21 protein-coding genes are annotated in these 23,808 nt (G+C 58.5%); 16 read left to right on the top strand and 5 right to left on the bottom strand.

The genetic code is table 11. The annotated features are described in order from the left end of the window. The first annotated feature begins 25 nt into the window (after window positions 1–25). The 15 genes from ACYQ15_RS17150 (at window position 26) to ACYQ15_RS17220 (ending at window position 16,260) form a co-directional block, all read left to right on the top strand. The gene (locus ACYQ15_RS17150; RefSeq protein ID WP_459938716.1) at window positions 26–475 is read left to right on the top strand and encodes a hypothetical protein; all 450 of its coding nucleotides are present in this window, start codon (window positions 26–28) and stop codon (window positions 473–475) included. Window positions 476–491: 16 nt separating this feature from the next. Further along, entirely contained in the window at window positions 492–1,643 is a 1,152-nt protein-coding gene (locus ACYQ15_RS17155; protein ID WP_459938717.1) for an iron-containing alcohol dehydrogenase, read from the top strand. Further along, window positions 1,643–2,851 (top strand): two-component system sensor histidine kinase NtrB, encoded by a 1,209-nt coding sequence (locus ACYQ15_RS17160; RefSeq protein WP_459938718.1) that lies wholly within the window; start codon window positions 1,643–1,645, stop codon window positions 2,849–2,851. Before ACYQ15_RS17155 ends, ACYQ15_RS17160 begins: the two co-directional genes overlap by 1 nt. Beyond that, a complete protein-coding gene (locus ACYQ15_RS17165) occupies window positions 2,844–4,196 on the top strand; it encodes a sigma-54-dependent transcriptional regulator (protein WP_459938719.1) in 1,353 nt (450 codons plus the stop codon). The genes ACYQ15_RS17160 and ACYQ15_RS17165 overlap by 8 nt, the downstream gene beginning before the upstream one ends. A 377-nt stretch (window positions 4,197–4,573) precedes the next feature. Continuing rightward, window positions 4,574–5,755 (top strand): iron-containing alcohol dehydrogenase, encoded by a 1,182-nt coding sequence (locus ACYQ15_RS17170; RefSeq protein WP_459938720.1) that lies wholly within the window; start codon window positions 4,574–4,576, stop codon window positions 5,753–5,755. 302 nt (window positions 5,756–6,057) lie between these two features. Beyond that, window positions 6,058–6,621: a 4Fe-4S dicluster domain-containing protein gene (locus tag ACYQ15_RS17175; RefSeq protein ID WP_459938721.1), complete on the top strand. Its 564-nt coding sequence runs from the start codon at window positions 6,058–6,060 to the stop codon at window positions 6,619–6,621. 11 nt (window positions 6,622–6,632) lie between these two features. Continuing rightward, window positions 6,633–7,595, top strand: a complete 963-nt coding sequence (locus tag ACYQ15_RS17180; protein ID WP_459939611.1) for a CoB--CoM heterodisulfide reductase iron-sulfur subunit B family protein — start codon at window positions 6,633–6,635, stop codon at window positions 7,593–7,595. A gap of 28 nt (window positions 7,596–7,623) precedes the next feature. Continuing rightward, window positions 7,624–9,582 carry a 4Fe-4S binding protein gene (locus ACYQ15_RS17185; protein ID WP_459938722.1) on the top strand — a complete coding sequence of 653 codons (1,959 nt, stop codon included), beginning with the start codon at window positions 7,624–7,626 and terminating at the stop codon, window positions 9,580–9,582. Next, complete coding sequence (locus ACYQ15_RS17190; protein WP_459938723.1) at window positions 9,570–10,028, top strand: hydrogenase iron-sulfur subunit; 459 nt, start codon at window positions 9,570–9,572, stop codon at window positions 10,026–10,028. The genes ACYQ15_RS17185 and ACYQ15_RS17190 overlap by 13 nt, the downstream gene beginning before the upstream one ends. Before the next feature lie 12 nt (window positions 10,029–10,040). Further along, complete coding sequence (locus tag ACYQ15_RS17195; protein ID WP_459938724.1) at window positions 10,041–10,997, top strand: 4Fe-4S dicluster domain-containing protein; 957 nt, start codon at window positions 10,041–10,043, stop codon at window positions 10,995–10,997. Next, on the top strand, window positions 10,997–12,067 hold the full coding sequence (locus tag ACYQ15_RS17200; RefSeq protein WP_459938725.1) for a 4Fe-4S dicluster domain-containing protein: 1,071 nt from the start codon (window positions 10,997–10,999) through the stop codon (window positions 12,065–12,067). The genes ACYQ15_RS17195 and ACYQ15_RS17200 overlap by 1 nt, the downstream gene beginning before the upstream one ends. Next, complete coding sequence (locus tag ACYQ15_RS17205; protein WP_459938726.1) at window positions 12,064–12,921, top strand: FAD/NAD(P)-binding protein; 858 nt, start codon at window positions 12,064–12,066, stop codon at window positions 12,919–12,921. Before ACYQ15_RS17200 ends, ACYQ15_RS17205 begins: the two co-directional genes overlap by 4 nt. 53 nt (window positions 12,922–12,974) lie before the next feature. Then, window positions 12,975–13,445, top strand: a complete 471-nt coding sequence (locus tag ACYQ15_RS17210; RefSeq protein WP_459938727.1) for a ferritin-like domain-containing protein — start codon at window positions 12,975–12,977, stop codon at window positions 13,443–13,445. Window positions 13,446–13,757: 312 nt separating this feature from the next. Then, entirely contained in the window at window positions 13,758–15,497 is a 1,740-nt protein-coding gene (locus ACYQ15_RS17215; protein WP_459938728.1) for an aldehyde ferredoxin oxidoreductase family protein, read from the top strand. 109 nt (window positions 15,498–15,606) lie between these two features. Beyond that, a complete protein-coding gene (locus ACYQ15_RS17220; RefSeq protein ID WP_459938729.1) occupies window positions 15,607–16,260 on the top strand; it encodes a hypothetical protein in 654 nt (217 codons plus the stop codon). A 73-nt stretch (window positions 16,261–16,333) separates the two neighbouring features. Here ACYQ15_RS17220 and ACYQ15_RS17225 read toward each other — a convergent pair whose 3' ends face one another. The 4 genes from ACYQ15_RS17225 to ACYQ15_RS17240 form a co-directional block, all read right to left on the bottom strand. After that, a complete protein-coding gene (locus tag ACYQ15_RS17225) occupies window positions 16,334–17,188 on the bottom strand; it encodes an HDOD domain-containing protein (RefSeq protein WP_459938730.1) in 855 nt (284 codons plus the stop codon). After that, window positions 17,185–17,658, bottom strand: a complete 474-nt coding sequence (locus ACYQ15_RS17230; RefSeq protein ID WP_459938731.1) for a chemotaxis protein CheD — start codon at window positions 17,656–17,658, stop codon at window positions 17,185–17,187. Before ACYQ15_RS17230 ends, ACYQ15_RS17225 begins: the two co-directional genes overlap by 4 nt. Window positions 17,659–17,728: 70 nt before the next feature. After that, window positions 17,729–18,907: a glycoside hydrolase family 3 protein gene (locus ACYQ15_RS17235; protein ID WP_459938732.1), complete on the bottom strand. Its 1,179-nt coding sequence runs from the start codon at window positions 18,905–18,907 to the stop codon at window positions 17,729–17,731. A 71-nt stretch (window positions 18,908–18,978) separates the two neighbouring features. Beyond that, a complete protein-coding gene (locus ACYQ15_RS17240) occupies window positions 18,979–20,046 on the bottom strand; it encodes a M24 family metallopeptidase (protein ID WP_459938733.1) in 1,068 nt (355 codons plus the stop codon). A 413-nt stretch (window positions 20,047–20,459) separates the two neighbouring features. Between ACYQ15_RS17240 and gmd the strand changes: the two genes are divergently transcribed. Continuing rightward, on the top strand, window positions 20,460–21,617 hold the full coding sequence (gene gmd / locus ACYQ15_RS17245) for a GDP-mannose 4,6-dehydratase (protein ID WP_459938734.1): 1,158 nt from the start codon (window positions 20,460–20,462) through the stop codon (window positions 21,615–21,617). A 265-nt stretch (window positions 21,618–21,882) separates the two neighbouring features. On the opposite strand, the gene ACYQ15_RS17250 is transcribed toward gmd, so the two are convergent. Next, window positions 21,883–23,373, bottom strand: a complete 1,491-nt coding sequence (locus tag ACYQ15_RS17250; RefSeq protein ID WP_459938735.1) for a protein adenylyltransferase SelO — start codon at window positions 23,371–23,373, stop codon at window positions 21,883–21,885. Between the last annotated feature and the right edge of the window lie 435 nt (window positions 23,374–23,808).

The raw sequence follows: 23,808 nt of genomic DNA on the forward strand, positions 1-23,808 counted from the left end.
CAATCACAACCTGAAAGGAACAATCATGAACGACATTCATGCATATCTGGATTCATGGCGGGAAGATTCCAGGGGCGTCCGCCCCGTGGTTGCGAGCTTGCTGGAGCAACTGCAGAAGTTCGAGCCGAAATTGGAATTTGTGGTGCGTGAAGGAGTCAGCGCCAGCCTGCGTGCCGGCGTTACGACCACTGAAGCGACAAGACCGCTGTTCTGTCTTGTGGACATTGTCGAGGATGCGGACGGCCGCTGGCTTTCGGTCTGTTTTTATGCCGACACGGTCGATGATCCGAACGAGTTGGGCAATCTTGTTCCCGAAGGCCTGCTGGGCGAAGACGGCTATTGTTTCGACGTGGACGGTGCAGATGCCGAATACGAGAAGTATCTGTTCGACAGGATCGCCCAAGCCCACGCCATTGTCCTCGCCCGGAATTCTGACCATTCCGGGCCGGCATCGGAAATATTGGGTCAAACCTGAACCGGGGCGGAAAACTATGTCTGATCATCCCATTACGAAATTTGCCATTCCCGAGATCATCTTCGGACAGGGCAGTATCCGTTATCTGGCGCAATGCGCCAGGCGACTGGGAGCAAAACGGGCGCTGCTGGTCACGGACCAGGGACTCATCGGTTCCGGATGGGCCGGTCACGTCATGGACATCCTGCGGTGTGAAGATCTGGATTACCTGCTGTTCGACAAGGTCAACTCCAACCCGCGGGACTACCAGGTCCATGAGGGTGCGGACCTTTACCTCCGGGAAAAGGCCGACGTGATCATCGCTTTGGGGGGCGGAAGCCCCATGGACACCGCCAAGGGCATCGGCACCATTGCCGGCAATGGAGGGAGAATCCGCGACTATGAAGGGGCGAACAAGGTGATGCGCCCTCTGCCTCCGATGATCTTCATTCCGAGCAACGCCGGCAGCGGATCGGACATTTCCCAGTTCTGCATCATCACCGACGTGGAACGGCAGGTGAAAATGTCCATCATCAGCCGGTCCCTGGTACCCAACGTTTCGATCATCGATCCTGCCTTGCTGATGACCAAGGACAACAATCTGGTCGTTTCTTCGGCCATCGACGCCCTGGCGCATGCCATTGAGTCCTTTGTCTCGCCTCTTGCCTCGCCGTTTACCGAGATCCAGGCTCTGAAAGCCATTGAACTGATTGCCCGCAATCTGCAGCCGGCCATTCAAAACCGCACTCCGGAGATCATGGAGCAGCTTTCCATCGCCAGCACCGCGGCGGGCATGTCCTTCAGCAATGCCGGGCTGGGCATCGGCCATGCCCTGGCCCATTCCCTGGGCGGCATTTTCGACACCCTCCACGGGCTGGTCCATCCCATCGTGCTGCCCGTGGTGATGCGCTACAATCTGCCGGCCTGTCCGGAGAAAATGTGCGTCATCGGGCGGATTATCCAGGGATCGCCCCAGAGTTGCTCCCGAAGTCAGGGAGAAGAGGGCATTGCCAAACTGGAAGAATTGTTCGCCGAGCTCAATGTTCCGCATCGCATGCGGGACATCGTTCCGGACGATTCCAAACTGGAAGCAATCTGCAAGATGGCGGTGCATGACGCCTGCATGCTCACTAACCCGCGCAAGGCGGACTGGGAAGATCTGCTGGCCATCTGCCGGGAGGCGTGGTGATGCCGCGGCCCACGGACCTGAATGACCTGATCGGCATCGAGCACAGCAAGCTCGGGTTCTTTCAGGAACTGCGCCAGAAGATCGAGGAACTGAAGGATTCCCATAAGCGTTCCGAGGAGCAGCGCCGGGAAATTGCCGCAATTCTGGATGGCATCACGGATGTGATGATGGTCCTGTCGGAAAATCTGCGCATCATTTCAGTGAATCATGTTTTCCGGAAATTGTTCGACGATCCCCGTCCCGAGGGCAAGTTCTGCTACGAACTGTTCCGTCACCAGGACCATCCCTGCCCGGAATGTCCGGCTTTTCGGTCCCTGGCCACGAATTCCGTCTGCCGGAACACGGCGATTTTCAAGCTCAAGGGGCGTAACCAGCAATTCGAGATGGTCGCCTCGCCGCTCAAGAATCCGGAATGGCCCGAACATCGGGTGCTGATATTCAAACGGGACGTGACCCTGGAAAAGGAATATCAGGCCAAGTATTATCAGGTGGAAAAGATGGCTACCATGGGCATGCTGGCCGCGGGCGTGGCCCATGAGGTGAACAATCCCATGGCCGCCATTCACGGCTTTGCCGAAGGACTGCAGCGCCGTCTGCCGAAAATCGAGGCCTCTGTGGAGCCCGAACTGGCCCAGGATTTCCGGGAATACACGGACATCATTCTCAAGGAATGCCGCCGCTGCCAGCAGATCATCCAGACCCTGCTCACCTTCAGCCGTCCCTTTTCCTCCGCGTTCTCTCCTTTGGCCCTGAACCAGGTGGTCACGGACACCTTGCGTCTGGTGGATCATCATCTTCGCAAGCGTGACGGCTTGAAAATCCATCTCAATCTGGCGGATGAACTGCCTTTAGTTTACGGCGACGAATCCCAGCTCAAGCAGGTCATTCTCAATCTGCTGGTCAATGCGCTGGATGCCATCCAGGGCACGGGAACCATTCTGATTCAAACTTTTGCCGCGGATGCGCAACGGATCTGCCTTTGCGTCGAAGACTCCGGCTGCGGTATTCCACCGGAAACCCTGGACAAGATGTTCGAGCCCTTTTTCACCACCAAACCCGTGGGCAAGGGGATCGGAATCGGGTTGGCCTCCTGCTACAATATCGTCCAGGAACACGGAGGCGAAATTACGGTAACCAGCGAGGTGGGCAAGGGCTCCCGCTTTTCGGTCTGCCTCCCCCTAAATTCCGAAGAAGGTGCACGTGAGTGAGAACTATTCGGTTCTCGTCGTCGACGACGAAGAATCGATCCGCAAACTTTTCGAGAAAGAATTCATCGGGCCCGGGCGAACGATTCACAGCGCGGCTTCCGCGGCCCAGGCCCGGCAGTTGACCCGGCGCAATCTCTATGACGTTGTGATCCTGGACATCCGCCTTCCAGACGCGGACGGCCTGGACCTGTTTGCTGAATTCAAGGAACGGCTCCAGGACGTGGAGATCATCCTGATCACCGGCCATGGAAACATCGACAGCGCCGTGCAAGCCATGAAGTTGGGTGCGTATGACTACATCACCAAGCCCTTCAATCTGGACAAGCTGGAACTGGTCATCGAACGAGCCTGGCAGCGGGCCTGCATGCAGCGAGAGAACCGCAGTTTTCGCCTTTCAAGCGAAAGCCGCCAAGCACATCGCATGGTGGGCAATTCAGAGAGCATCAAACAGATACGCTACCTAGTGGGAAGGGTGGCGCCTACGGAGGTCCCCGTTCTGTTGACCGGGGAGAGCGGCGTGGGCAAGGACGTGGCGGCCCAGGCCATTCATTCCGGCAGCCGACGGGCCGACAAACCAATCATCATCAAGAACTGCGCCGCCCTGGTCAAGGAACTGGCCCGGAGCGAACTGTTCGGCCACATCAAGGGGTCCTTCACCGGCGCTACGGAATCCCGGGAAGGATTGATGGCCTTCGCCCACAAGGGCACGCTGTTCCTGGATGAAATCGGCGAACTGCCTCTCGAGGTCCAGGCCTCTTTGTTGCGGGTCCTGGAAAACAAGACCTACCGCCGGGTGGGGGAAAAGGACGAGCGGACCATCGACATCCGCTTCATTTTCGCCACAAGTCGCAACCTGCATGTCGAGGTGGAGGAAGGCCGGTTTCAGGAAGCTCTGCTGCACCGGATCAACGTCTTCAACATCGAGACGCCGCCGCTGCGGGAACGCAAGGAAGACATCCCCTTGCTGGTGGAGCACTTTCTGGCCAGCCTTTCCAGCACCACGACGCGTTACCGGATCACGGACAAGGCCATGCATTGTCTGTTGAGCTATTCCTGGCCGGGCAATGTCCGGGAACTGCGCAACGTTCTGGAGCGAAGCATGATTCTGAGCGACGAGGGAATCATTACGGAACGAGCCCTGCCCCGCGAACTCGTGGAGAAATCCCTGGCCGGAGGCGATATTCTCGCCGGCGATACAGGTGTCTTTTCCCTGCGGACCATGGAACGCGACCATATTTCCCGAGTTTTGAGCTACTTCGAGGGAAACCGGCATCAAGCCTCCAAGGCCATGGGCATCGGACGCAAGACCTTGTACCGGAAACTTAAGGAATACGAGCTGGACTGATGCCGAATTGTTCCTCTTGGTATCTGCGCAGTTTGTGCCGAATCAATACCCAGCCTGGAGCAACATGCACGGTGTATCCTTTTGACTCATTTGTCGCATTTTTCAGGGTCAAAGTGACACTGGAATCTAAACTGCTGAAAATAAAGGCTTTTGTTTTTCTTTCCGTGTGTTCGTGGGGACCTGTCCGGCAGATGGAGACAAAGAGCACCTTTCTGAAAGCCTCCAGAGACAAATCTGTATCAAATACTATTGAAATAATTGATCTTTATTTGTGGCACTGAACTTGCTTTTGGAATGGGAAATTGTTGCTGCAGCGTGATCATCAAGAGTATGGATCCCCTGTTTTTCCCCTTCTAACCGGAAAGGATGGTGTTGTTATGGCCGTACGTGAGCAAGTTTATGGTTTTTTTATTCCCAGTGTTACCCTGATCGGTATTGGCGCCCACAAGGAAATCCCTGGTAAAATCAAGGCCCTGGGCGGCAAAAAGCCTCTGCTGGTAACTGACAAGGGCATCACCGGCATCGGCATGACCGACCAGATCGTCAAGCTTCTGAAGTCGGAAAAGATGGACTGCGTCGTTTATGATGAAACCATTCCGAACCCCACGGACAACAATGTTCATGACGGTGTGGAAGTCTACAAGAAAAACAAGTGCGACAGCCTGATCACTCTGGGCGGCGGCAGCTCCCACGACTGCGGCAAGGGCATCGGTCTGGTCATTGCCAACGGCGGCAAGATTCATGACTTCGAAGGCGTTGACAAGTCCACCAAGCCCATGCCTCCCTATGTCGCCGTGAACACCACCGCGGGCACCGCTTCCGAAATGACCCGCTTCTGCATCATCACGGACACCTCCCGCAAGGTAAAGATGGCCATCGTGGACTGGCGCGTCACCCCCGGCGTCGCTGTTGACGATCCGCTGCTGATGATGGGCATGCCTCCGGCGCTGACCGCGGCCACCGGCATGGACGCCTTGACCCACGCCGTGGAAGCCTATGTTTCCACTATCGCCACCCCGATGACCGACGCTTGCGCCGAGAAGGCCATCGAGCTGATCTTCAAGTATCTGCGTCCCGCCGTGGCCAACGGCCAGGACATCGACGCCCGCGAAGGCATGTGCTACGCCCAGTACCTGGCCGGCATGGCCTTCAACAATGCCAGCCTGGGACACGTCCACGCCATGGCGCACCAGTTGGGCGGCTTCTACGACCTGCCCCACGGTGAGTGCAACGCCATCCTGTTGCCCCACGTGGAAAAGTTCAACCTGATTGCCAAGGTGGAACGTTTTGCCAAGATGGCTCAGCTGATGGGCGAAAACATCGAGGGCCTGAGCCCCCGCGCCGCGGCCGAAAAAGCGCTGGACGCCATCAAGGAACTCTCCGCCGACGTTGGTATCCCCAGCGGCTTGATCGAACTCGGCAAGCGCTACGGCAAGGACGTGAAGAAGGAAGACATTGCCGTGATGACCGGCAACGCCCAGAAGGACGCCTGCGGGTTCACCAATCCTCGCTGCCCCAAGGATGCCGATGTCACCGCCATCTACGAGGCCGCCCTGTAACGTATTCAATGCATGGTTTGTTCGGGAAGGCCGGGTCGCATGTCCGGCCTTCCTGTTTTGGAGCCGCTCATGGCCGCGGTGTGAGGGGGCATGATCCGTGGTTGTGTTTTCCATCATTTATTCCTAATACTCAACGTGGAAATCATATCTGCTGAATCCTGCACATCCAATCGATCCAGAAAATTTTGTGAAAACATTGTCATGCTGGATTTCGGCATTATCTGGCGGACTGCCGTGCGTACCTGACCCGGCAATCTTTTGTCCCTTGCGCCAACCCCCTCCCTTCAAGGAGCTATATACACATGGAAGTTGTTGATATTCACGCCTCTTGCGACCGCGAATTCATTGCCATGGTTGAAGAAGAGAGCGAACAGAAGGTTCGTCTCTGCTACCAGTGCGGCAATTGCACCGCGGGATGTCCGTACACCTTTGCCTATGATATTCCGGTCAGCCAGGTCATGCGCCTGCTCCAGGCCGGACAAAAGGAACGCCTGCTGTCCTGCAAGTCCATCTGGCTCTGCGCGACCTGCGAATCCTGCACCACACGCTGTCCCAACGAAATCGACGTGGCCCGAATCATGGACGTGCTGCGGCACATGGCCCGACGCGAAGGGTACGCAGCCGAGAAGAACGTCAAAGCCTTCTGGGACACCTTTCTGGATTCCGTTGAAAAACATGGACGGGTTTTCGAAATGGGTCTGCTGGCTACCTATGTCGCCAAAACCGGACGGTTCTGGACGGACATCGAACTCGGACCCAAAATTCTGCCCAAAGGCAAGCTCTCCTTCAAGCCGCATCAAATTGAGGGCCGGGACAAGGTCGCCGAGATCTTCAGACGCTTCAGGGAGAAGGAGGCGCGCCGATGAGCCGACAAACGATGAATTATGCCTATTACCCGGGCTGTTCCGGCCAGGGGACTTCCGTTGAGTACGATGTTTCGACCCGGGCGGTGTGCCGTGCCCTGGGCATCAATCTGCTGGACATACCTGATTGGAGCTGTTGCGGCTCCACGCCGGCGCATACCGTGGATCACCTGCTCTCTTCAGCCCTGGCGGCGCGCAATCTGGCGCTGGCCGAGGATATGGACGTGGCCGCGGTGATCACCCCCTGCCCGAGCTGCCTGACCAATCTCAAGGTGGCCGTGCACCGGATGAGCGACCGGGAGTTCCGGGTCCAGGTCAATGAGCTGCTGGACAAGCCTACGCAGCGCACCGTGCCGGTCAAATCCGTGCTGCAGGTCCTGGCCGAGGACATCGGCCCCGAAGCCGTGGCCGAAATGTTGCCGGACAAGCCGTTGGCCGGCTTGAAGCTGGCGCCCTATTACGGGTGCATCATGAACCGGCCGCCCGAGGTGATGCAGTTCGACGACCACGAAAACCCCACGTCCATGGATAAGCTGATGCAGGCTTTGGGGGCCGAGGTGGTGCCGTTTCCGCTCAAGGTCGAATGCTGCGGCGCATCCTACGGCATCGCCCGAAAGGATATCGTGGCCAGATTGTCCGGCAAGCTTCTGGAAGCGGCCGAGGGCCTCGGGGCGCATGCCGTGGTCACGGCCTGCCCGCTGTGCCAGATGAATCTGGACATGCGCCAGGGTCAGGCTTCCGCGGCCGCGGGACACAAATTTCAATTACCTGTTTTCTACTACACCCAACTGATCGGCCTAGCCTTGCGGCTGCCCCAGGACGAACTGGGTCTGTCCAAGCTGTGCGTCTCGCCGAGACTGGCCCTGGACGCCATGCAAAAGGCCCGCGACGAGGAGCAGGAAAAGGCGGCGGCCAAGGCCCAAGCACAGGCTCAGGCGCAGGCCGCAAAGCAAACCAGCAAGGTGAAGGCCGCCTGATCCGCAAGGCACAGCCGGAGGAACATTCATGAAGATCGGAGTTTTTGTCTGTCACTGCGGCAGCAATATCGGCGGGACGGTGGATGCGGCCAAGGTGGCCGAAGTTTCCCGCGCCTTTCCCGACGTAATTTTTGCCTCGGACACCATGTATGCCTGTTCGGAGCCCGGACAGGAAGGAATCATCCAGGCCATCAAGGAAAACGAACTGGACGGCGTGGTCGTGGCGTCCTGCACGCCGCGGATGCACGAGCCCACTTTTCGCCGCACCGTGGAACGGGCCGGATTGAACCGGTTCATGTTCGAGATGGCCAACATCCGGGAGCATGTTTCCTGGATCGGCAAGGACAAGGAAGCGAACACCAACAAGGCCATCGAGCTGACCCGCATCGCCGTGGAAAAGCTGCGCCAGGACAAACCGCTGTTCGCCAAACAGTTCGACATCAACAAGCGGGTGATGGTTATCGGCGGCGGAGTGGCCGGAATCCAGGCTGCCCTGGACTGCGCGGACGGAGACCGCGAAGTCGTGCTGGTGGAGCGCGAATCCACCATCGGCGGCAAGATGGCCAAGCTGGACAAGACGTTTCCCACCGTGGACTGCAGCAGCTGCATTCTCGGTCCGAAAATGGTGGACGTGGCCCAGCATTCCAAGATCAAGCTCTACGCCATGTCCGAGGTCGAGGACATCAGCGGCTATGTGGGCAATTTCGAGGTCAAGATCCGGCGCAAGGCCGCCTACGTGAACTGGGATCTGTGCACGGGCTGCGGGCTGTGCATGGAAAAGTGTCCGAGCAAGAAGTCCCTGGACCGGTTCAACGAACAGGTGGGCATGACCACGGCCATCAACATTCCCTTTCCCCAGGCCATTCCCAAGAAGGCCGTAATCGATCCCGAGTTCTGCCTTAAGTTCACCAAGGGCAAATGCGGGATCTGCGCCAAAGTCTGTCCTACCAAGGCCATTGTCTACGAACAGCAGGAAGAGGTGGTCACGGAAAAAGTGGGCGCCATCGTCGCGGCCACGGGGTATGACCTCTTCGACATCAGCAAATACGGCGAATACGGCGGCGGACGATTGCCGGACGTGATCACCGGCCTGCAGTACGAGCGTCTGCTCTCCGCCTCCGGCCCCACCGGCGGCCATGTCAAGCGACCCTCGGACGGCAAGGAACCCAAGACCATCGTTTTCGTGCAGTGCGTCGGCTCCCGGGACAAGAGCGTGGACCGGCCGTACTGTTCCGGATTCTGCTGCATGTACACGGCCAAGCAGGCCATTTTGACCAAGGACCACATCCCGGATTCCACCTCCTACGTCTTTTACATGGACATCCGGGCGCCCGGAAAGATGTACGACGAGTTCACCCGGCGGGCCATGGAAGAATACGACACCAACTATGTCCGGGGACGGGTCTCCATGATCTACCCCAAGGGCGACAAGCTGCTGGTCCGGGGCGTGGATACGTTGTTGGGCGCCCAGGTGGAAGTGGAGGCGGATCTCGTGGTTCTGGCGGCCGGGGCCGAGGCTGCTGTCGGAGCACCGCAACTGGCCGAGAAACTGCGCATTTCCTACGACAAATACGGCTTCTTCATGGAGAGCCATCCCAAGCTGCGTCCCGTGGAGACGAACACGGCCGGCGTGTATCTGGCCGGATCGTGCCAGGGTCCCAAGGACATTCCGGCTTCCGTGGCCCAGGGCAGCGCGGCCGCGGCCAAGGTCCTGTCCCTGTTTGCCAAGGACAAGCTGGAAAACGATCCCATGATCTCCATGGTGGACATCAAGCGTTGCGTGGGCTGCGCCAAGTGCATCCAGGTCTGCCCCTTCGGCGCGATCAAGGAAGTGGATTTTCGCGGCGAGCCCAAGGCCGAAGTCATTGAGACCGTCTGCCAGGGCTGCGGCCTGTGCACCGCGACCTGTCCGCAAGGCGCCATCCAGCTCTCGCACTTTACAGACAACCAGATTCTCGCCGAGGTCAATGCATTATGTCAGCTCTAGCCGGAAAGGAACTACGTATCGTCGGTTTTCTCTGCAACTGGTGCTCCTATGGCGGGGCGGACACGGCCGGAGTGGGCCGGTTTTCCCAGCCCACGGACCTGCGGATCATCCGCGTGCCCTGCTCCGGACGGATCAACCCCTTGTTCGTGGCCAAGACCCTGCTGTCCGGCGCGGACGGGGTCCTGGTCTCCGGCTGCCATCCCCGGGATTGCCATTATGCCGAAGGCAATTTCTACGCCCGCCGCAGGCTGGAAATCTTCAAACGGTTCCTGCCCACCATGGGCATCGATCCGGACCGCTTCGAGTACACCTGGGTTTCCGCGTCCGAAGGTCAGCGCTGGCAGAAAGTGGTGACCACCTTCACCGAGCAGATTCACAAGCTTGGGCCCGCGCCGCGTATCGGAACGGTCCACGAACAGAACAAGGCTGCCGCAGCCGCGTGTTAAGGAGCTGATACCGTGACGATTCTCACGCAACTCAAGGAACAGATCACGGCGCAACTGCCGAAACTGGACATGGTCATCGGCTGGGAGCAGGGTTTTGATCCGCTGCACGCCACGCCCTTGTTCATGCGCAGCGCCGAGGACGTGGAGCGCCTCCAGATCGGTCCGTTGGCCGTGCACAATACCGCGACATATCTTACCGGATTGAAGAACAAGAAGGTCGGCCTGGTGGTCAAGGGCTGCGACAGCCGGGCCGTGGTCCAGCTGGTGCAGGAAGGGCTGATCAACCAGGAAAACATCGTGGTCTTCGGCTTCCCCTGCGAAGGTGTGGCCGATTTGACAAAGGTCCGCCGCAAGCTCGGCGACATCGGCCGGGTCAGCCAGGTGGACCTCTCCCCCGACAGCCTGCGGCTGCATCACGACGGCCGGGAAACCGACATCCCATTGGCGGACGTCCTGGCGGACAAGTGTCTGCGCTGTCGGTTCCCCAATGCCCTGGTTCACGATCATTTCGCCGGCAAACCGCGGGAGCCTCATGCCGCGGTGGACGACTACAGCGATGTTCAGGACTTCGAATCCCAGTCCCTGGAATCCCGGTTCGAACACTGGAAGGAAGAGATGGACCGCTGCATCCGCTGCTACGCCTGCCGCAACGCCTGTCCGATGTGCGTATGCCGGGATCATTGCGTGGCCCAGTCCCGGGAACCCCATTGGGTGACCCAGGAAGACGAGGTGCGGGAAAAATGGATGTTCCAGGTGATCCACGCCATGCACCTGGCCGGACGCTGCGTGGAGTGCGGCGAGTGCCAACGGGCCTGCCCGGTGGATATTCCCGTCCTGGCCTTGAAGCGCAAGCTGAACAAGGAAATCAAGGAACTGTTCGACTACGACGCCGGTGTCGATCCCAAGGCGATACCGCCGTTGCTCTCCTTCCAGGTGGAGGAAGAGAACATCAACGAGAGAGGTTGGTAATGGCCGAGGCCAAATTCATAGCAAACGACAAGCTGACGGCATGGTTGGACGATCTGTCGGGCCAAATGCGCGTTCTGGCTCCCACACGACAGGGCGATGCCGTGGTCTTCGCGCCCTACGCCCCTGGACAGCCTGTGGAACTGGACGCCGAAGCCACGACCCCGCCGAAAAGCGCGGTTTTTCCGGCCAGCGAGGAACTTCTGCGTTACGACTATCGCAAGGATCCCGAGAATCTGGGTCAGGTGGAGGTGGAGCTGCTGCCCACTATTTCCCCGGAACCGACCCTGGTTTTCGGCTCCCGTCCCTGCGGGGCCAGAGGATTTCTGATTTTCGACCGGGTCTACGACGGAGCGAAATACAAGGATCCCTACTACCTGGCCCGTCGCGAGGCCACTCTTTTCGCCACCATCGCCTGCAGCCGGGCCGAGAACTCCTGTTTTTGCCACAGCGTGGGATCCGCTCCCGGCGATGCAACCGGCTCGGATCTGCTGCTCACGCCGGTGGAGGGCGGATATGTGGTTGAGGCGGTCAGCGACAAGGCCGCGCCGCTACTGGAGAGTTCGCTGCTCGAAGCTGCTGGGGACAAGGCCGATCAGGCCAAGTCGGTGCGCGAGAAGGCGCTCCAGGAGATGGGCGAACCGCAGGATTTCGGGCCTGCCCGGGAGAAACTGCTGGCCCTGTTCGACGACCTGGGGTTCTGGGAAGAGATGTCCGCGAAGTGCATCAGTTGCGGGGCCTGCACCTACCTGTGCCCGACCTGCTACTGTTTCAACATCACGGACGAGAACGCCGGCCTGACCGGGCGCCGCGTCCGGTCCTGGGACAACTGCATGTCCTTCCAGTTCACCATGGAAGCCAGCGGGCACAACCCGCGCCCGACCAAGGCCCATCGTCTCCGGAACCGGGTCGGGCACAAGTTCAGCTACTATCCGGATCTGCACGACAAGGTCATCGCCTGTTGCGGGTGCGGGCGCTGCATCAAGAGTTGTCCGGTATGCGTGGACATCCGGGAAATCGTGACCAGGGCCATGGATTACCAACCCAAGGCTGTTGAGGAGGCCGCAAAATGACCGAGAATCCGCAACGATCCCCACTGGCGGCCAACCCGTATCTCCCGGAAATCGGGACGATTGTTGAAACCATCCAGGAAACCCACAACATCAAGACGTTTCGGGTTGTTCTGGGCAATGAAGAACGGATGCGGGACTTCCATTACGAGCCCGGTCAGGTGGGCCAGTTGTCCGTGTTCGGCATCGGCGAGGCCACCTTCGTGATCAATTCCCCGCCCACGCGCAAGGAGTATCTCCAGTTCAGCGTGATGCGGGCCGGGGAAGTGACCACCAAGCTGCATACCCTTTCCAAGGGAGACCGGGTCGGCGTGCGCGCCCCCCTGGGCAACTTTTTCCCCTACGAATCCATGAAGGGCAAGGACATCGTGTTCATCGGCGGCGGGATCGGCATGGCCCCCTTGCGTACGCTGCTGCTGTTCATGCTGGACAACCGGGCGGACTACGGCAAGATCCGGGTGCTCTACGGAGCGCGCAGCCCCCAGGACATGGCTTTCAGCTATGAACTGCCGGAGTGGCTGGAGCGCAAGGACATGGAAACCGTGCTGACCATCGACCGGGAAGCCGAGGGCTGGGAGCACAGGGTGGGCTTGATTCCCAACGTGCTGCTGGAAATGGCGCCCAAGCCGCGCAAGGCCGTGGCCGTGACCTGCGGCCCCCCCATCATGATCAAGTTCACCCTGCAGGCCCTGAAGAAGCTGGGCTTCAAGGACAAGCAGATCGTTACGACCCTGGAGAAACGCATGAAATGCGGCGTGGGCATCTGTGGTCGATGCAATATCGGAACAAAATACGTGTGCGTGGACGGTCCGGTATTCACCAACGAACAATTGCTCGAACTGCCCAACGAGTTGTAGAGTTCGTTTGCTTGCGATTCATTTCGCAACGGACCGGAATCAAGGAGAAGACAATGGCCGTTTTTTTTCAAGCAGCCGAGATTGCCGAGGCTGCGGTAAAGATCGAGCGACAGGGACAGGTTTTTTACTCCAACGCGGCCAATGCGGCCAACAATCCGGACGCCAAGGATTTTTTTCTCTTTTTTGCCAAGGAAGAAGCCCGACACGAGGACATATTTCAACAACTCAAGGATCGCCTCGGCAAGATCGAGCTGCCGGCCTGGAGCACCAACGAAGAATACGGGATGTATCTTGAGGCGTTGATCGACTCGCACTCGATTTTCTCCCCTGATCTGCAAAAGCGTCTGGCCGAGGCCGGTGACGAAAACGAGGCCATCCGTCTGGCCATGGGCTTTGAAAAGGACACCATCCTGTTTTTCATGGAAATGCGTGAACTGGTGCCGGATTCAGAGAAGAAATTTGTTCAGCAATGTATTGACGAAGAGCGCTCACATTTGCGACAGCTGTCTTCGATGTTGAAGTGATTGCGGGTGTTGAAAGGCCCGTAAAGCGCCAATAGAGTGCGCGGTAAAACACGAAAGACAGAGGGTGTTGCATCTTTTTTCCGGAATGGCTCACGAAAGAAGATTATTGCATGTTGTGGTGTTACCGGCTAGGTACTACGCTTTGTTGCAAACCCTCAGAAGATGCTTCCCGGAGTTGAGAAGTACAGTTTTCAGATGATTTCAGGTGGCATGCCGGAGCATCAGCAGTGATTGCGTTGAAGTGCCGCAGATGTTTTGGCGATTTTATACGTTATTATTCCTGTCAGGATAACCCGTTAAGGAGGTAGATTCATGGACAAGATTTTGCGGATTGACGTTGGCGCGCAAGGCGGCCCCAAGGCTACTGTTGAGCCGGTGGGCGACTATGCGGGCATGGGGGGGCGCGGCATGACCACCATGGTCGTGTTCAAGGAAGTTCCCGCGGATTGTCATCCCCTCGGACCGGAAAACAAGCTGGTCATCTCCCCCGGATTGATGAGCGGATCAGCTGCTTCCTCCTCCGGCCGCATTTCCGTGGGCTGCAAGAGCCCGCTGACCGGCACCATCAAGGAATCCAACGCCGGCGGCACGGCTGCCCAGGCACTCGGCCGACTGGGTTATGCCGCGGTGATTCTGGAAGGCGAACGCCAGGGCGACGACATGTACAAGGTCGTCATTGACGACAAGGACGTGAAGATCGAGAAGGCCAATGATCTCAAGATGTTGCCCAACTATGATCTGATCGAAAAACTCAAACCCGTGCACGGCGAGAAGGTTTCGGTCATTTCCATCGGCACGGCCGGTGAAATGCGTTTTTCCAACTCCTCCATCGCGGTCACCGATCCGGAATTCCGGCCCACCCGGCATTGCGGCCGCGGCGGCGTTGGCGCGGTGATGGGCTCCAAGGGCATCAAGTGCATCGTGGTCGATGCCTCGAACACCAAGATGCGCCAGCCCGCGAACCCGGACGGCTTCAAGGAAGCCAATCGCAAATTCGTGGAAGGGCTGAAGCAGCACGCGGTCACCGGGCAGGGCCTGCCCACTTACGGGACCAATGTCTTGACCAACGTGCTCAACGAGGCCGGCGGCTATCCGACCTACAACTTCCGCGAAGGCCGCTACAAGCACGCCCAGAATCTGTCCGGCGAGCTGCAGGCCGAGACCATGAAGACCCGTCCCGGCGGCGTGGCCACCCACGGCTGCCATCGCGGCTGCGCCATCCAGTGTTCCGGAATCTGGACGGACAAGGACGGCAACTACATGACCAAGCAGCCGGAGTACGAAACCGTCTGGTCCCACGGCGGCAACTGCGGCATCGACGATCTGGACGCAGTGGCCAAGCTGGATTTCCTGGACGACAACTACGGGCTGGACACAATTGAGATGGGCGTGACCATCGGCGTGGCCATGCAGGCCGGAGTGATCGAATTCGGCGATGCCGAAGGCGCCATCAACCTGGTCCACGAAGTTGGCAAGGGAACGCCGCTGGGTCGCATTCTGGGCGCCGGCGCGGCCACCACGGCCCGCTGCTACGGTCTTGAACACGCTCCGGTGGTCAAGGGCCAGGCCATGCCCGCCTACGACCCCCGCGCGGTCAAGGGCATCGGCGTGACCTACGCCACCTCCACCCAGGGCGCGGACCATACCGCCGGGTATGCCGTGGCCACCAACATCCTCAAGGTCGGCGGGGACGTGGATCCGCTGAAAAGCGAAGGCCAGGCCGCGCTGTCCCGCAATCTGCAGGTGGCCACCGCCGCCCTGGACGCCACCGGCTACTGCCTGTTCATCGCCTTTGCCATTCTGGATCAGCCCGAGACCTTCGGCGCCATGGTCGATTCCATCAACCACATGTACGGCCTGAACATGACCGCCGACGACGTGGTCGCCCTGGGCCAGAAGATCCTGAAGATGGAGCAGGAGTTCAACAAGAAAGCCGGCTTCGGTCCTGAACATGACCGTCTGCCCCGCTACTTCTCTCGCGAGCCGCTGACGCCTCATAACGTGGTCTTCGACGTCTCCCCCGAGGAACTGGACAGCGTCTACAACTTCTAACTGTCATGATTTCTTCCCGGGCCGGGGGCCAAGGCATCCGGCCCGGGAATTTCCTTGATGCGGCGACCAAAGCCGTGCAAAGCAGACAAACCTGAATTCAGGAATCACCGTGCCGTACACAGCTCCCTATCCCGAACCCTATGATCAAATTCTGGGCAATTTGCCGCTGGTCCTGATGGAGCATGACGCCCCGGAATATTTCGGCATTCTTCTTCAGGGCGGCTTCGACATGCCCGTTCCGGAACCCTGCACCTTGCGGGAGTTTTTGTGCGAGCTGGTCGGCGTCTGCGGGGTGTACACGGAAAAAAGTCTGCAGACCATTTTTCTGGACGGGAAAGCCATTGACGATCTGGACCGGGCCCTGCTCGGACCGACCTCACGACTGGCCCTGTCCGCAGCCATGCCCGGACTGGTGGGTGCGACCATGCGTCGCGGCGGGTATTACAGCCGAATGCGGGAAGGCATTTCCCAGGGAAAAGACGCCGGTTTCGACGCAGCGGATAAAAAGCCGTTCCGTTTGCACGTTCGGCTCTACAATGCCGTGGGCCGCGAACTGGCCGGACTATTTCTGCATCACGGACTGTTCGTATCCTCGGAAAGCCTGCTCAGATTCCTGAAGCTCCAGCCCCCCAAGTTCTTCGACCACCTGCGAAACGCCTCCCTGAACGGCAGGCCGTTGCCCGTGGACTCATCCGCCCCGGATACTTGGCAACTTCCCCAAGGCGACATCGCCCTGCGAATTCCCGGCGTCTCCCACGCGTAATACCCAACGACTGCTCCAAAAGTTCAAAAAAGCCCCTGTCGCACGCCAGGCCGGAGTTGCGGCGCGTTGTGGCCTACGTTCCGCACTTGGGCAGGACTTCCTTGAGTTTGGCAACATGGTCCAGCACGTCGACCATAACATTTTGCACTATCACCTCGGTCAGGCCCAACCGTTCGACAACAGCCTCTGAGATGGGATAGCGCATCCCGTCCACCCCCTGACCGATTCCGACCATTCCCGCGACAATAGAGCCCACGTGTACCAGATCCAGGGTTGTATCCTGATCCGGGGAGGCGTCCGGATTGCGAAAATGGCGGACCACGCGAACGATTTCCTCGGGCAGGTTCCAGGACTCCAGAAGCCGTGCCCCGACTTCCGGATGATCCGCCTCCAGGACTCGGAGTTCCGCCTGTTCAAAGGAGATGTCCTCGGTATCCATAAGGACGAGGACCTCGTCACATTCGTTGTCCAGGAACTGGTTCAGGATGAGCTTGCCGATACAGGCCAAAAGACCGGATGTAAACGTGTTGGGCGGGGGTTCCAGGCCGAGTTCCGCGGCGGTCAGTTCAGCGGCCACGGCAATAGCCAGGGATTGTTCCAGAAGGGCGCAGGGCGGCTGATCATAGCCGGCCAGTTCGCCGCTGATGCGCGGGGTGACGGCCACGGTCAACAGCAATTGGGAAACCCGTTTCGCGCCGAGGCGGACCACGGCGTCCCGCAGATTGTTTACGCGGTTCACGGAGCCGAAATATGCCGTGTTGGCCAACCGGAGAATGTTTGCCGTAATTCCGGGATCGTGCTGCAATGTCCGGGACAGGTCGCCCATGTCCACCTGGGGATCGCGCAGAAGCCGCAAGCCTTCCTGGACTGCCGTGGAGAGAACCGGCACCCGGTCGATCTGGGACAGAATAATCTTCCGTTTGATCATATTTCCCGTTCCTCTCTTTTTGACCGGATCAAGACCCGCCCGCTGTCCACCTCCAGGTACATGGTGCGGGGAATGCTCCCGCCCAGATCGCTTCCCGCGAGCTCCAGCCCGTTATACTCCAGAAGAGCCAGCAAGGTCTCCTGATTGCGCTTGCCGGTGTTGAACTGGTTGAGCACATTCATCATTCTACCGCATCCGGCGGCCTTGAGAATCAGGTTCGGGCGCCGGGCGCCCAGGGAATACATTTCCCGAATCATGGCCGGAACTCCGGTACTCACGCACATGGCCGGATTGTCCATGGCTTTCTTGTTCAGCATTGGCTTGGGCAGGAGGCAGTGAATCAAACCCGCCACTCCGGCCACCGGGTCGTAGGCGGCAAGCCCCATGCAGGACCCGAGCGAATGCGTTACAAGGACCACGCCGGGTTGCTTCGTCACCCGCAATTCGGAAATGGAAACATTGATTTTCATGTCGGGATCGATCCATTTGCCGTCAATATACAGGCCTGTTCAATGTGTATCGGAATCCGCATGGGTGATCTCAAAAGGCATCGCATCGGATGCAAGCCATGTTGTTGCGCGCGGCGAGGCGGGCCTTGAGCCGCATGATCCGTGCATATGACTCCTGAATGCGAGCCTCCGTGATGCGTCCATCCCGAACCAGCCCCAGGATGATCTCCTGGGCCTTTTGCGCAATCCCATCTTCATAGACCAGGTTGTTCCCGAAAATGATGATGTCCGTTCCGGCCAGGATGGTTTGTTCCAGGGCGATTTCCAGGCTGTAGTGGTCCGTGATGGCCTGCATCTGCATGTCGTCGGAGATGATCACGCCCTGATAGTTCATCTGATCGCGCAACAGCCCCTGCATGATGGCCGGGGAGAGGGTCGCCGGCCAGGTGGGATCCAGCGCGGAATTGAACACGTGGGCGGTCATGATCATGTCCGTGCCGACGGAGTTCAGGATTTCCCGGTAGGGTTCCAGCTCGATTTCGGTCCAGGTCTGGGTGATATCGGTGAATCCGAGATGGGAATCCGTGGTGGAGCTGCCGTGGCCGGGAAAATGTTTCAGCGCGGTTAAAATGCCTTCGGCTTGATGCGAGAGGATTTCCGCGATGGCCTGCTGGGCGACAATTTGCGGGTTGTCGGAGAAGCTGCGTTCCAGCATGCCGATGACCGGATTGGTCGGGTTGACGTTCACATCCACAACGGGGGAAAGGTTGATGTTGATGCCCAGTTCGGACAACAGCCGAGCGGTCTGGCGGGAATACTCACCCGTAAGGGCCAGGTCGTTCTGCATGCCGAGCCAGCCCTTGGAAACCGTTGCCGGAAAACCGAAGATTTCCTTGAGGCGGTTGACCCGTCCGCCCTCCTGATCAATGGCCACGAACAGCGGGACGTCCGGAGACGCGGCGTGGAGCCTGGCCACTAGGTTCTTGAGCTGTTCCGGCGAGGCCACGTTGCGGACGCGACTTTTCAACGCGACGTCATAGTCGAAAATGATCACTCCTCCTACCCGACCGGCACGGATGTCCTGAATGACGGAGCAGGTTTCCTCCACATCCAGGCCCCGAAATCCGATCATCAGCATCTGGCCCACCTTGGCTTCCAGATGGTCGTCCAAAGCTGCCGCGGCGGGGGCCGGCAGCCACGACAGAACCAGGGCCAGGAGCATGCACGCAAGGAAGGACGACTGAGAAAGGGCGGGGTGGCGAATGTTCATGACAAACCTCATGTGATCAAGTTTTCGTCATTGATGGACATAGAAAATGATGTCCAGGAATTTACAGGAACTCACAGAATCCGGCATCCGTCTTCCGTGACCAGAATCATGTATTCCCAGCGGATGCCGCCCCATTCGGGATAATAGAGACCTGGTTCCACGGTGACGATCATCCCCGGAGCCAGGATGGTCTTGTCATGGGGTCCCAGACTCGGCGCTTCGTGGGTTTCCAGGCCGATACCGTGTCCCAGGCCGTGGTTGAACCGCTCATCCACAAGATGGTCTCGAAAGAATCCCTTGACCAAATGATATGCGTCGGCAACCGGCTTTCCCGGACGAATAACCTCGATGGCCGCGTCCTGGGCCTTGCGGACCAGGTCCATGGTGCGCTTGAAGCCATCCGAAGGGGCTGCGCCGACCCAAAAGGTCCTGGTTTGATCCGAACAGTAGGCGCTGAGCCGGGCGCCGGCGTCCACCAGAACCAGGCAGTCCTCCCGGACAGGGGTGTCGTCCGGAACGGCATGCGGCTGGGCCGCATTGGCGTTCACGCCCACGATGGTGGGGAAGGCCAGTTCCTGGGCGCCGCGTTCCCGGAACAGCTTTTCCATCTCCCAGGCGATCTCCCGTTCCGTGCGCCCCGGCTGCAACAGATCCGGCACCATGGCGAAAACCTCGTGGTTCAGCTTGCTGGACGCTTCCATCAGGGCGATCTCGTATTCATCCTTGATCCTTCGCAAAATTTCAACCATGCTTTGCGTCGGCGCAAGGACAATGTGGTCCTTCAATTCGGAATGAAAATCATAACTCATGGCCCGGGATTCAAATCCCAGGGCGTTGTAGTTCAATCCGGCCAGAAAATTTCGGATCTGCTGTACCTTGGGGCTGGTATAGATGAACAGCCGCTCCCTGGGCCAAACCTTGGCAGCGGCGATTTCGTAACGCGGATCCGTGAGCAGCCAGTCCTTTCCAGCGGCGTCGACAACCAGCATGCCCGCACTTTCGTTGCATTGGGGATCGTGCAGTTCGAATCCGCTCAGGTAGAATCTGTTGGCCGGGTTGGAGACCAGCAATGCCGGAAGTCCGGCTTCGTGCAGCCGTTCCCGCAGCCTTTCCCGGCGCTGGGCGTGTCTGTCGGTCATGGTTTTGCGTTCCTGTGTTTTTATCTTATTGGTGCCTGGCCCGGACGGGATGCTTCCCGAAAGAATATGTTCTGTAACTGCTCAATGGCAGGCAGCCGAAATAACGATCGAAAGAGCTGGATTCCGACTTTCGACAGAATGACTTCAAAATGCTGCGCAGTTTCCAATCCAGTCGTACCGGTGAAAGCCGGTATCCAGCACGGTTGCGCGGAGTTATGAGCAGATCGTTTTTTTCGCCACATCTGAATGAAGATGATTCCAAACTGACGATGCTTGATGACGGATAGCCAGAGAATGCCTCGCCGTCGTGTTTTTCTAAACTATCCAAAGTTGCCCTGCAATCGGCAATCCGTTATGAACGTGTGCGTTTGTCCGTACGCGGACAGCGAGTATCAATCAAGGAGAAATTGCTCATGAAAAAAGCGTTGATAACCGGAATAACCGGTCAGGATGGGGCGTATCTGGCGGAATTCCTGTTGGAGAAGGGCTACGAAGTCCATGGCATCAAGCGCCGTTCTTCCCTGTTCAACACCCAACGGGTGGACCATCTATACCGTGACCCGCACGAAGAGAACGTGCGTTTCCTGATGCACTACGGGGACCTGACCGACGCGACCAACCTGACCCGGATCATCCAGGAGGTGCAGCCGGACGAAGTGTATAATCTGGCCGCCCAAAGCCACGTCAAGGTATCGTTTGAAAGCCCTGAGTACACGGCCAACACCGATGCTCTCGGCACCCTGCGCATGCTCGAAGCCATCCGCCTCCTTGGATTGACGGATAAAACACGATTTTATCAAGCTTCCACCTCGGAACTCTACGGCAAGGTCCAGGAAGTGCCCCAGAGCGAAACCACACCGTTCTATCCGCGTTCTCCATATGCCGTGGCCAAGCTGTATGCGTTCTGGATCACGGTGAACTATCGTGAGGCGTACAACATTTTCGGTTGCAACGGAATCCTCTTCAACCACGAATCCCCGATTCGCGGCGAAACCTTTGTCACCCGCAAGATCACCCGGGCCGCTGCGCGCATCGCCCTGGGACTGGAGAAGGATCTTTTTCTCGGCAATCTTGGCGCCTTGCGCGACTGGGGTCATGCCAAGGATTTCGTGCGTGCCCAGTGGCTGATCCTGCAGCAGGACCAGCCCGAAGATTTTGTCATTGCCACCGGGGTACAGCATTCCGTCCGGGAATTCTGCGAACTGGCTTTCCGGGAAGTGGGCATTGAGTTGCGCTGGGAAGGCGAGGGGCTTGAGGAAAAGGGCATTGTCGCAAAATATCAGCCGTCTCCGATCATCCAGTCCTGCCTGCAACGCATCGGGAAGGACGTTTCACTGACGGAGGGCGATGTCCTGGTTTCCGTGGATCCTCGCTACTTCCGGCCAACGGAAGTGGAAAGCCTTCTCGGCGATCCGACCAAGTCCCGGGAAAAACTGGGCTGGACCCCCGAGATCAGCTTTCCGGAAATGGTTACGGAAATGGTTGCTTTCGATGTCCGGGAAGCCTCCCGCGAATCCATCTGCGTTCACAACGGTTTCGGCCTGCCCGGAAGCTGCGAGGCATTCATGTAGCGTTCACTGTTGTGTAACTATTCTGCTCGTCCGGGTAAAATCGGGCTGGATATTCACTTCACGGGATGTTGGACCGGAGGTGTTATAAACAGCCATTCCGGCGAAGATGGGAATCCAGGTCATGCTTGCCACAAGTTTGTGTTAAGCCAACCTCTTCCCCGTTCGAAAGTTGAGTAGTTACACGGCTGATTTTTTTCAAATAAACAAGGCCCGATTTCCGCGCTTGCGCGGAAATCGGGCCTTGAAATTTTGTGAGAAAGCCGGGTCATGTGCCGCAGAAGGTCTGATAGACCCGCTCCGATGGTTCGGGAGGCAGGCAGTATTCGGCGTGTTCCGGACGGCTCTCGTAGGGCCGGGAGAGGATATCAACGAGGCGCTGCATCACGCTCAAGTCGTTACGCTCCACCGCTGCTTCCAGAGCCTCTTCAACCTTGTGGTTGCGGGGGATGACCGCCGGGTTGCGGGCCTGCATCAATTGGCGGGATTCTTCCCTGGATTCTGCCTGTTCCGACAGTCGCGCCAACCAGCGCTCGCGCCATGTCTGGAAGGTTGGATCCTGGAACAGAGGTGCATCCGGAAGCTGTTCAGAGGCCAGGTCCCGGAAGGTGTTGGCATAGTCGGCCCGATTCTTGTGCATACAGGAGAGCAGTTCCTGGACCAGGTTTTGATCCTCGTCCTTTGCATGGAAAAGACCGATCTTGCTCCGCATCCCCGAAAGCCAGGCCTGCTCGAAAATTTCTGAAAAGGAAGAAATCTCTTTTTGGGCAAGATCGATGGCTTTTGTCTGATCCGGAGCAATCAGAGGCAGCAATGTCTCCGCGAAGCGGGAGAGATTCCATTGGGCGATCTGGGGCTGGTTGCCATAGGCATAGCGTCTGTCCCTGTCGATGGAACTGAAGACCGTCTCCGGGTCGTAGGCGTCCATGAAGGCACAGGGACCGTAGTCGATGGTCTCGCCGGACAGGGTCATGTTGTCCGTGTTCATTACGCCATGGACGAAACCGACATGCAGCCATTTCGCCACCAGGGACGCCTGGCGCTCCAGGACGGCCCGCAGCAGTGCAAGGTAAGGATTTTCGGTCTTGATCCGATCCGGATAATGGCGGTGCAATGTGTAGTCGGCAAGGATTCGGATCGTATTCCGGTCTCCCTGCGCAGCGAGATACTCAAACGTGCCGAAGCGAATGTGGCTGGACGCGACCCTGGTCAGGATGGCTCCTGTCTGCGGGGTTTCGCGGAACACGGGCTCTCCGGTGGTCACCACGGCAAGGCTGCGTGTCGTGGGAATGCCCAGGCCGTCCATGGCCTCACTGATGATGTACTCCCGCAACATCGGCCCCAAGGCGGCGCGTCCGTCTCCCCGCCGGGAAAAGGGCGTGCGTCCGGAACCCTTGAACTGGATGTCGAACCGTTCTCCTCGCGGAGTGATCTGCTCTCCGAGCAGGATCGCCCGACCATCGCCAAGGATGGAGAAGTACCCGAACTGGTGCCCCGCATAGGCCTGGGCCAAAGGCTCCGCGCCCTCCGGAATGCTGTTGCCGGCAAAGATCTCCGCCCCTTTTGCTCCAGATAGTGTGTCCGCATCCAGTCCCAGAAACTCCGCCAAGGGACGATTGAAGATGATCAGTCGGGAATCACGCACCGGGACCGGGTTCAGTCGGACGAACAATGTCTCCGGCAGCCGGGCATAGCTGTTGTCGAACTTCCATCCGGAGCGGTCGGCCGCGGGATCTTTTGGCGTGGTGGTTGTATCCATTACGTTGTCTCCTGTTGAATATCTGTAACTACTTCAGCCGGACCAGTTCCCGGTTTTCGATGAGCATTTACTGAATAGTTACGAAGATCGTAACTATTCAGCAGAGCCAGAATAAAGATCTGGATAACGGCCTTCGCCGGTATGACCAACATGGAAACGGCTTGCTCCGATCCGTCATTCCGGCGAAAGCCGGAATCCAGTGCTGGGGACTGGTCAAGCACCGTATGTGCTGAATAGGTAACTGCTCAAAAACTCCGGGCGATGAAGTTCCCTTGTGTAGGTATACCCGTCGACGCGGAGTTTCGTGACCAAGCTACTGGGACCATGCTCCAGCCGGAACTTTGCCTTGAGTGCGTTACACCGTTGCCGCACTGGAGTGCGGCGCTCCCAGGATTTATCCCGTTGAATGCCACAAGTTTTTGAGCAGTTACCTGA

It is taken from the genome of Desulfonatronum parangueonense (genome assembly GCF_054656975.1).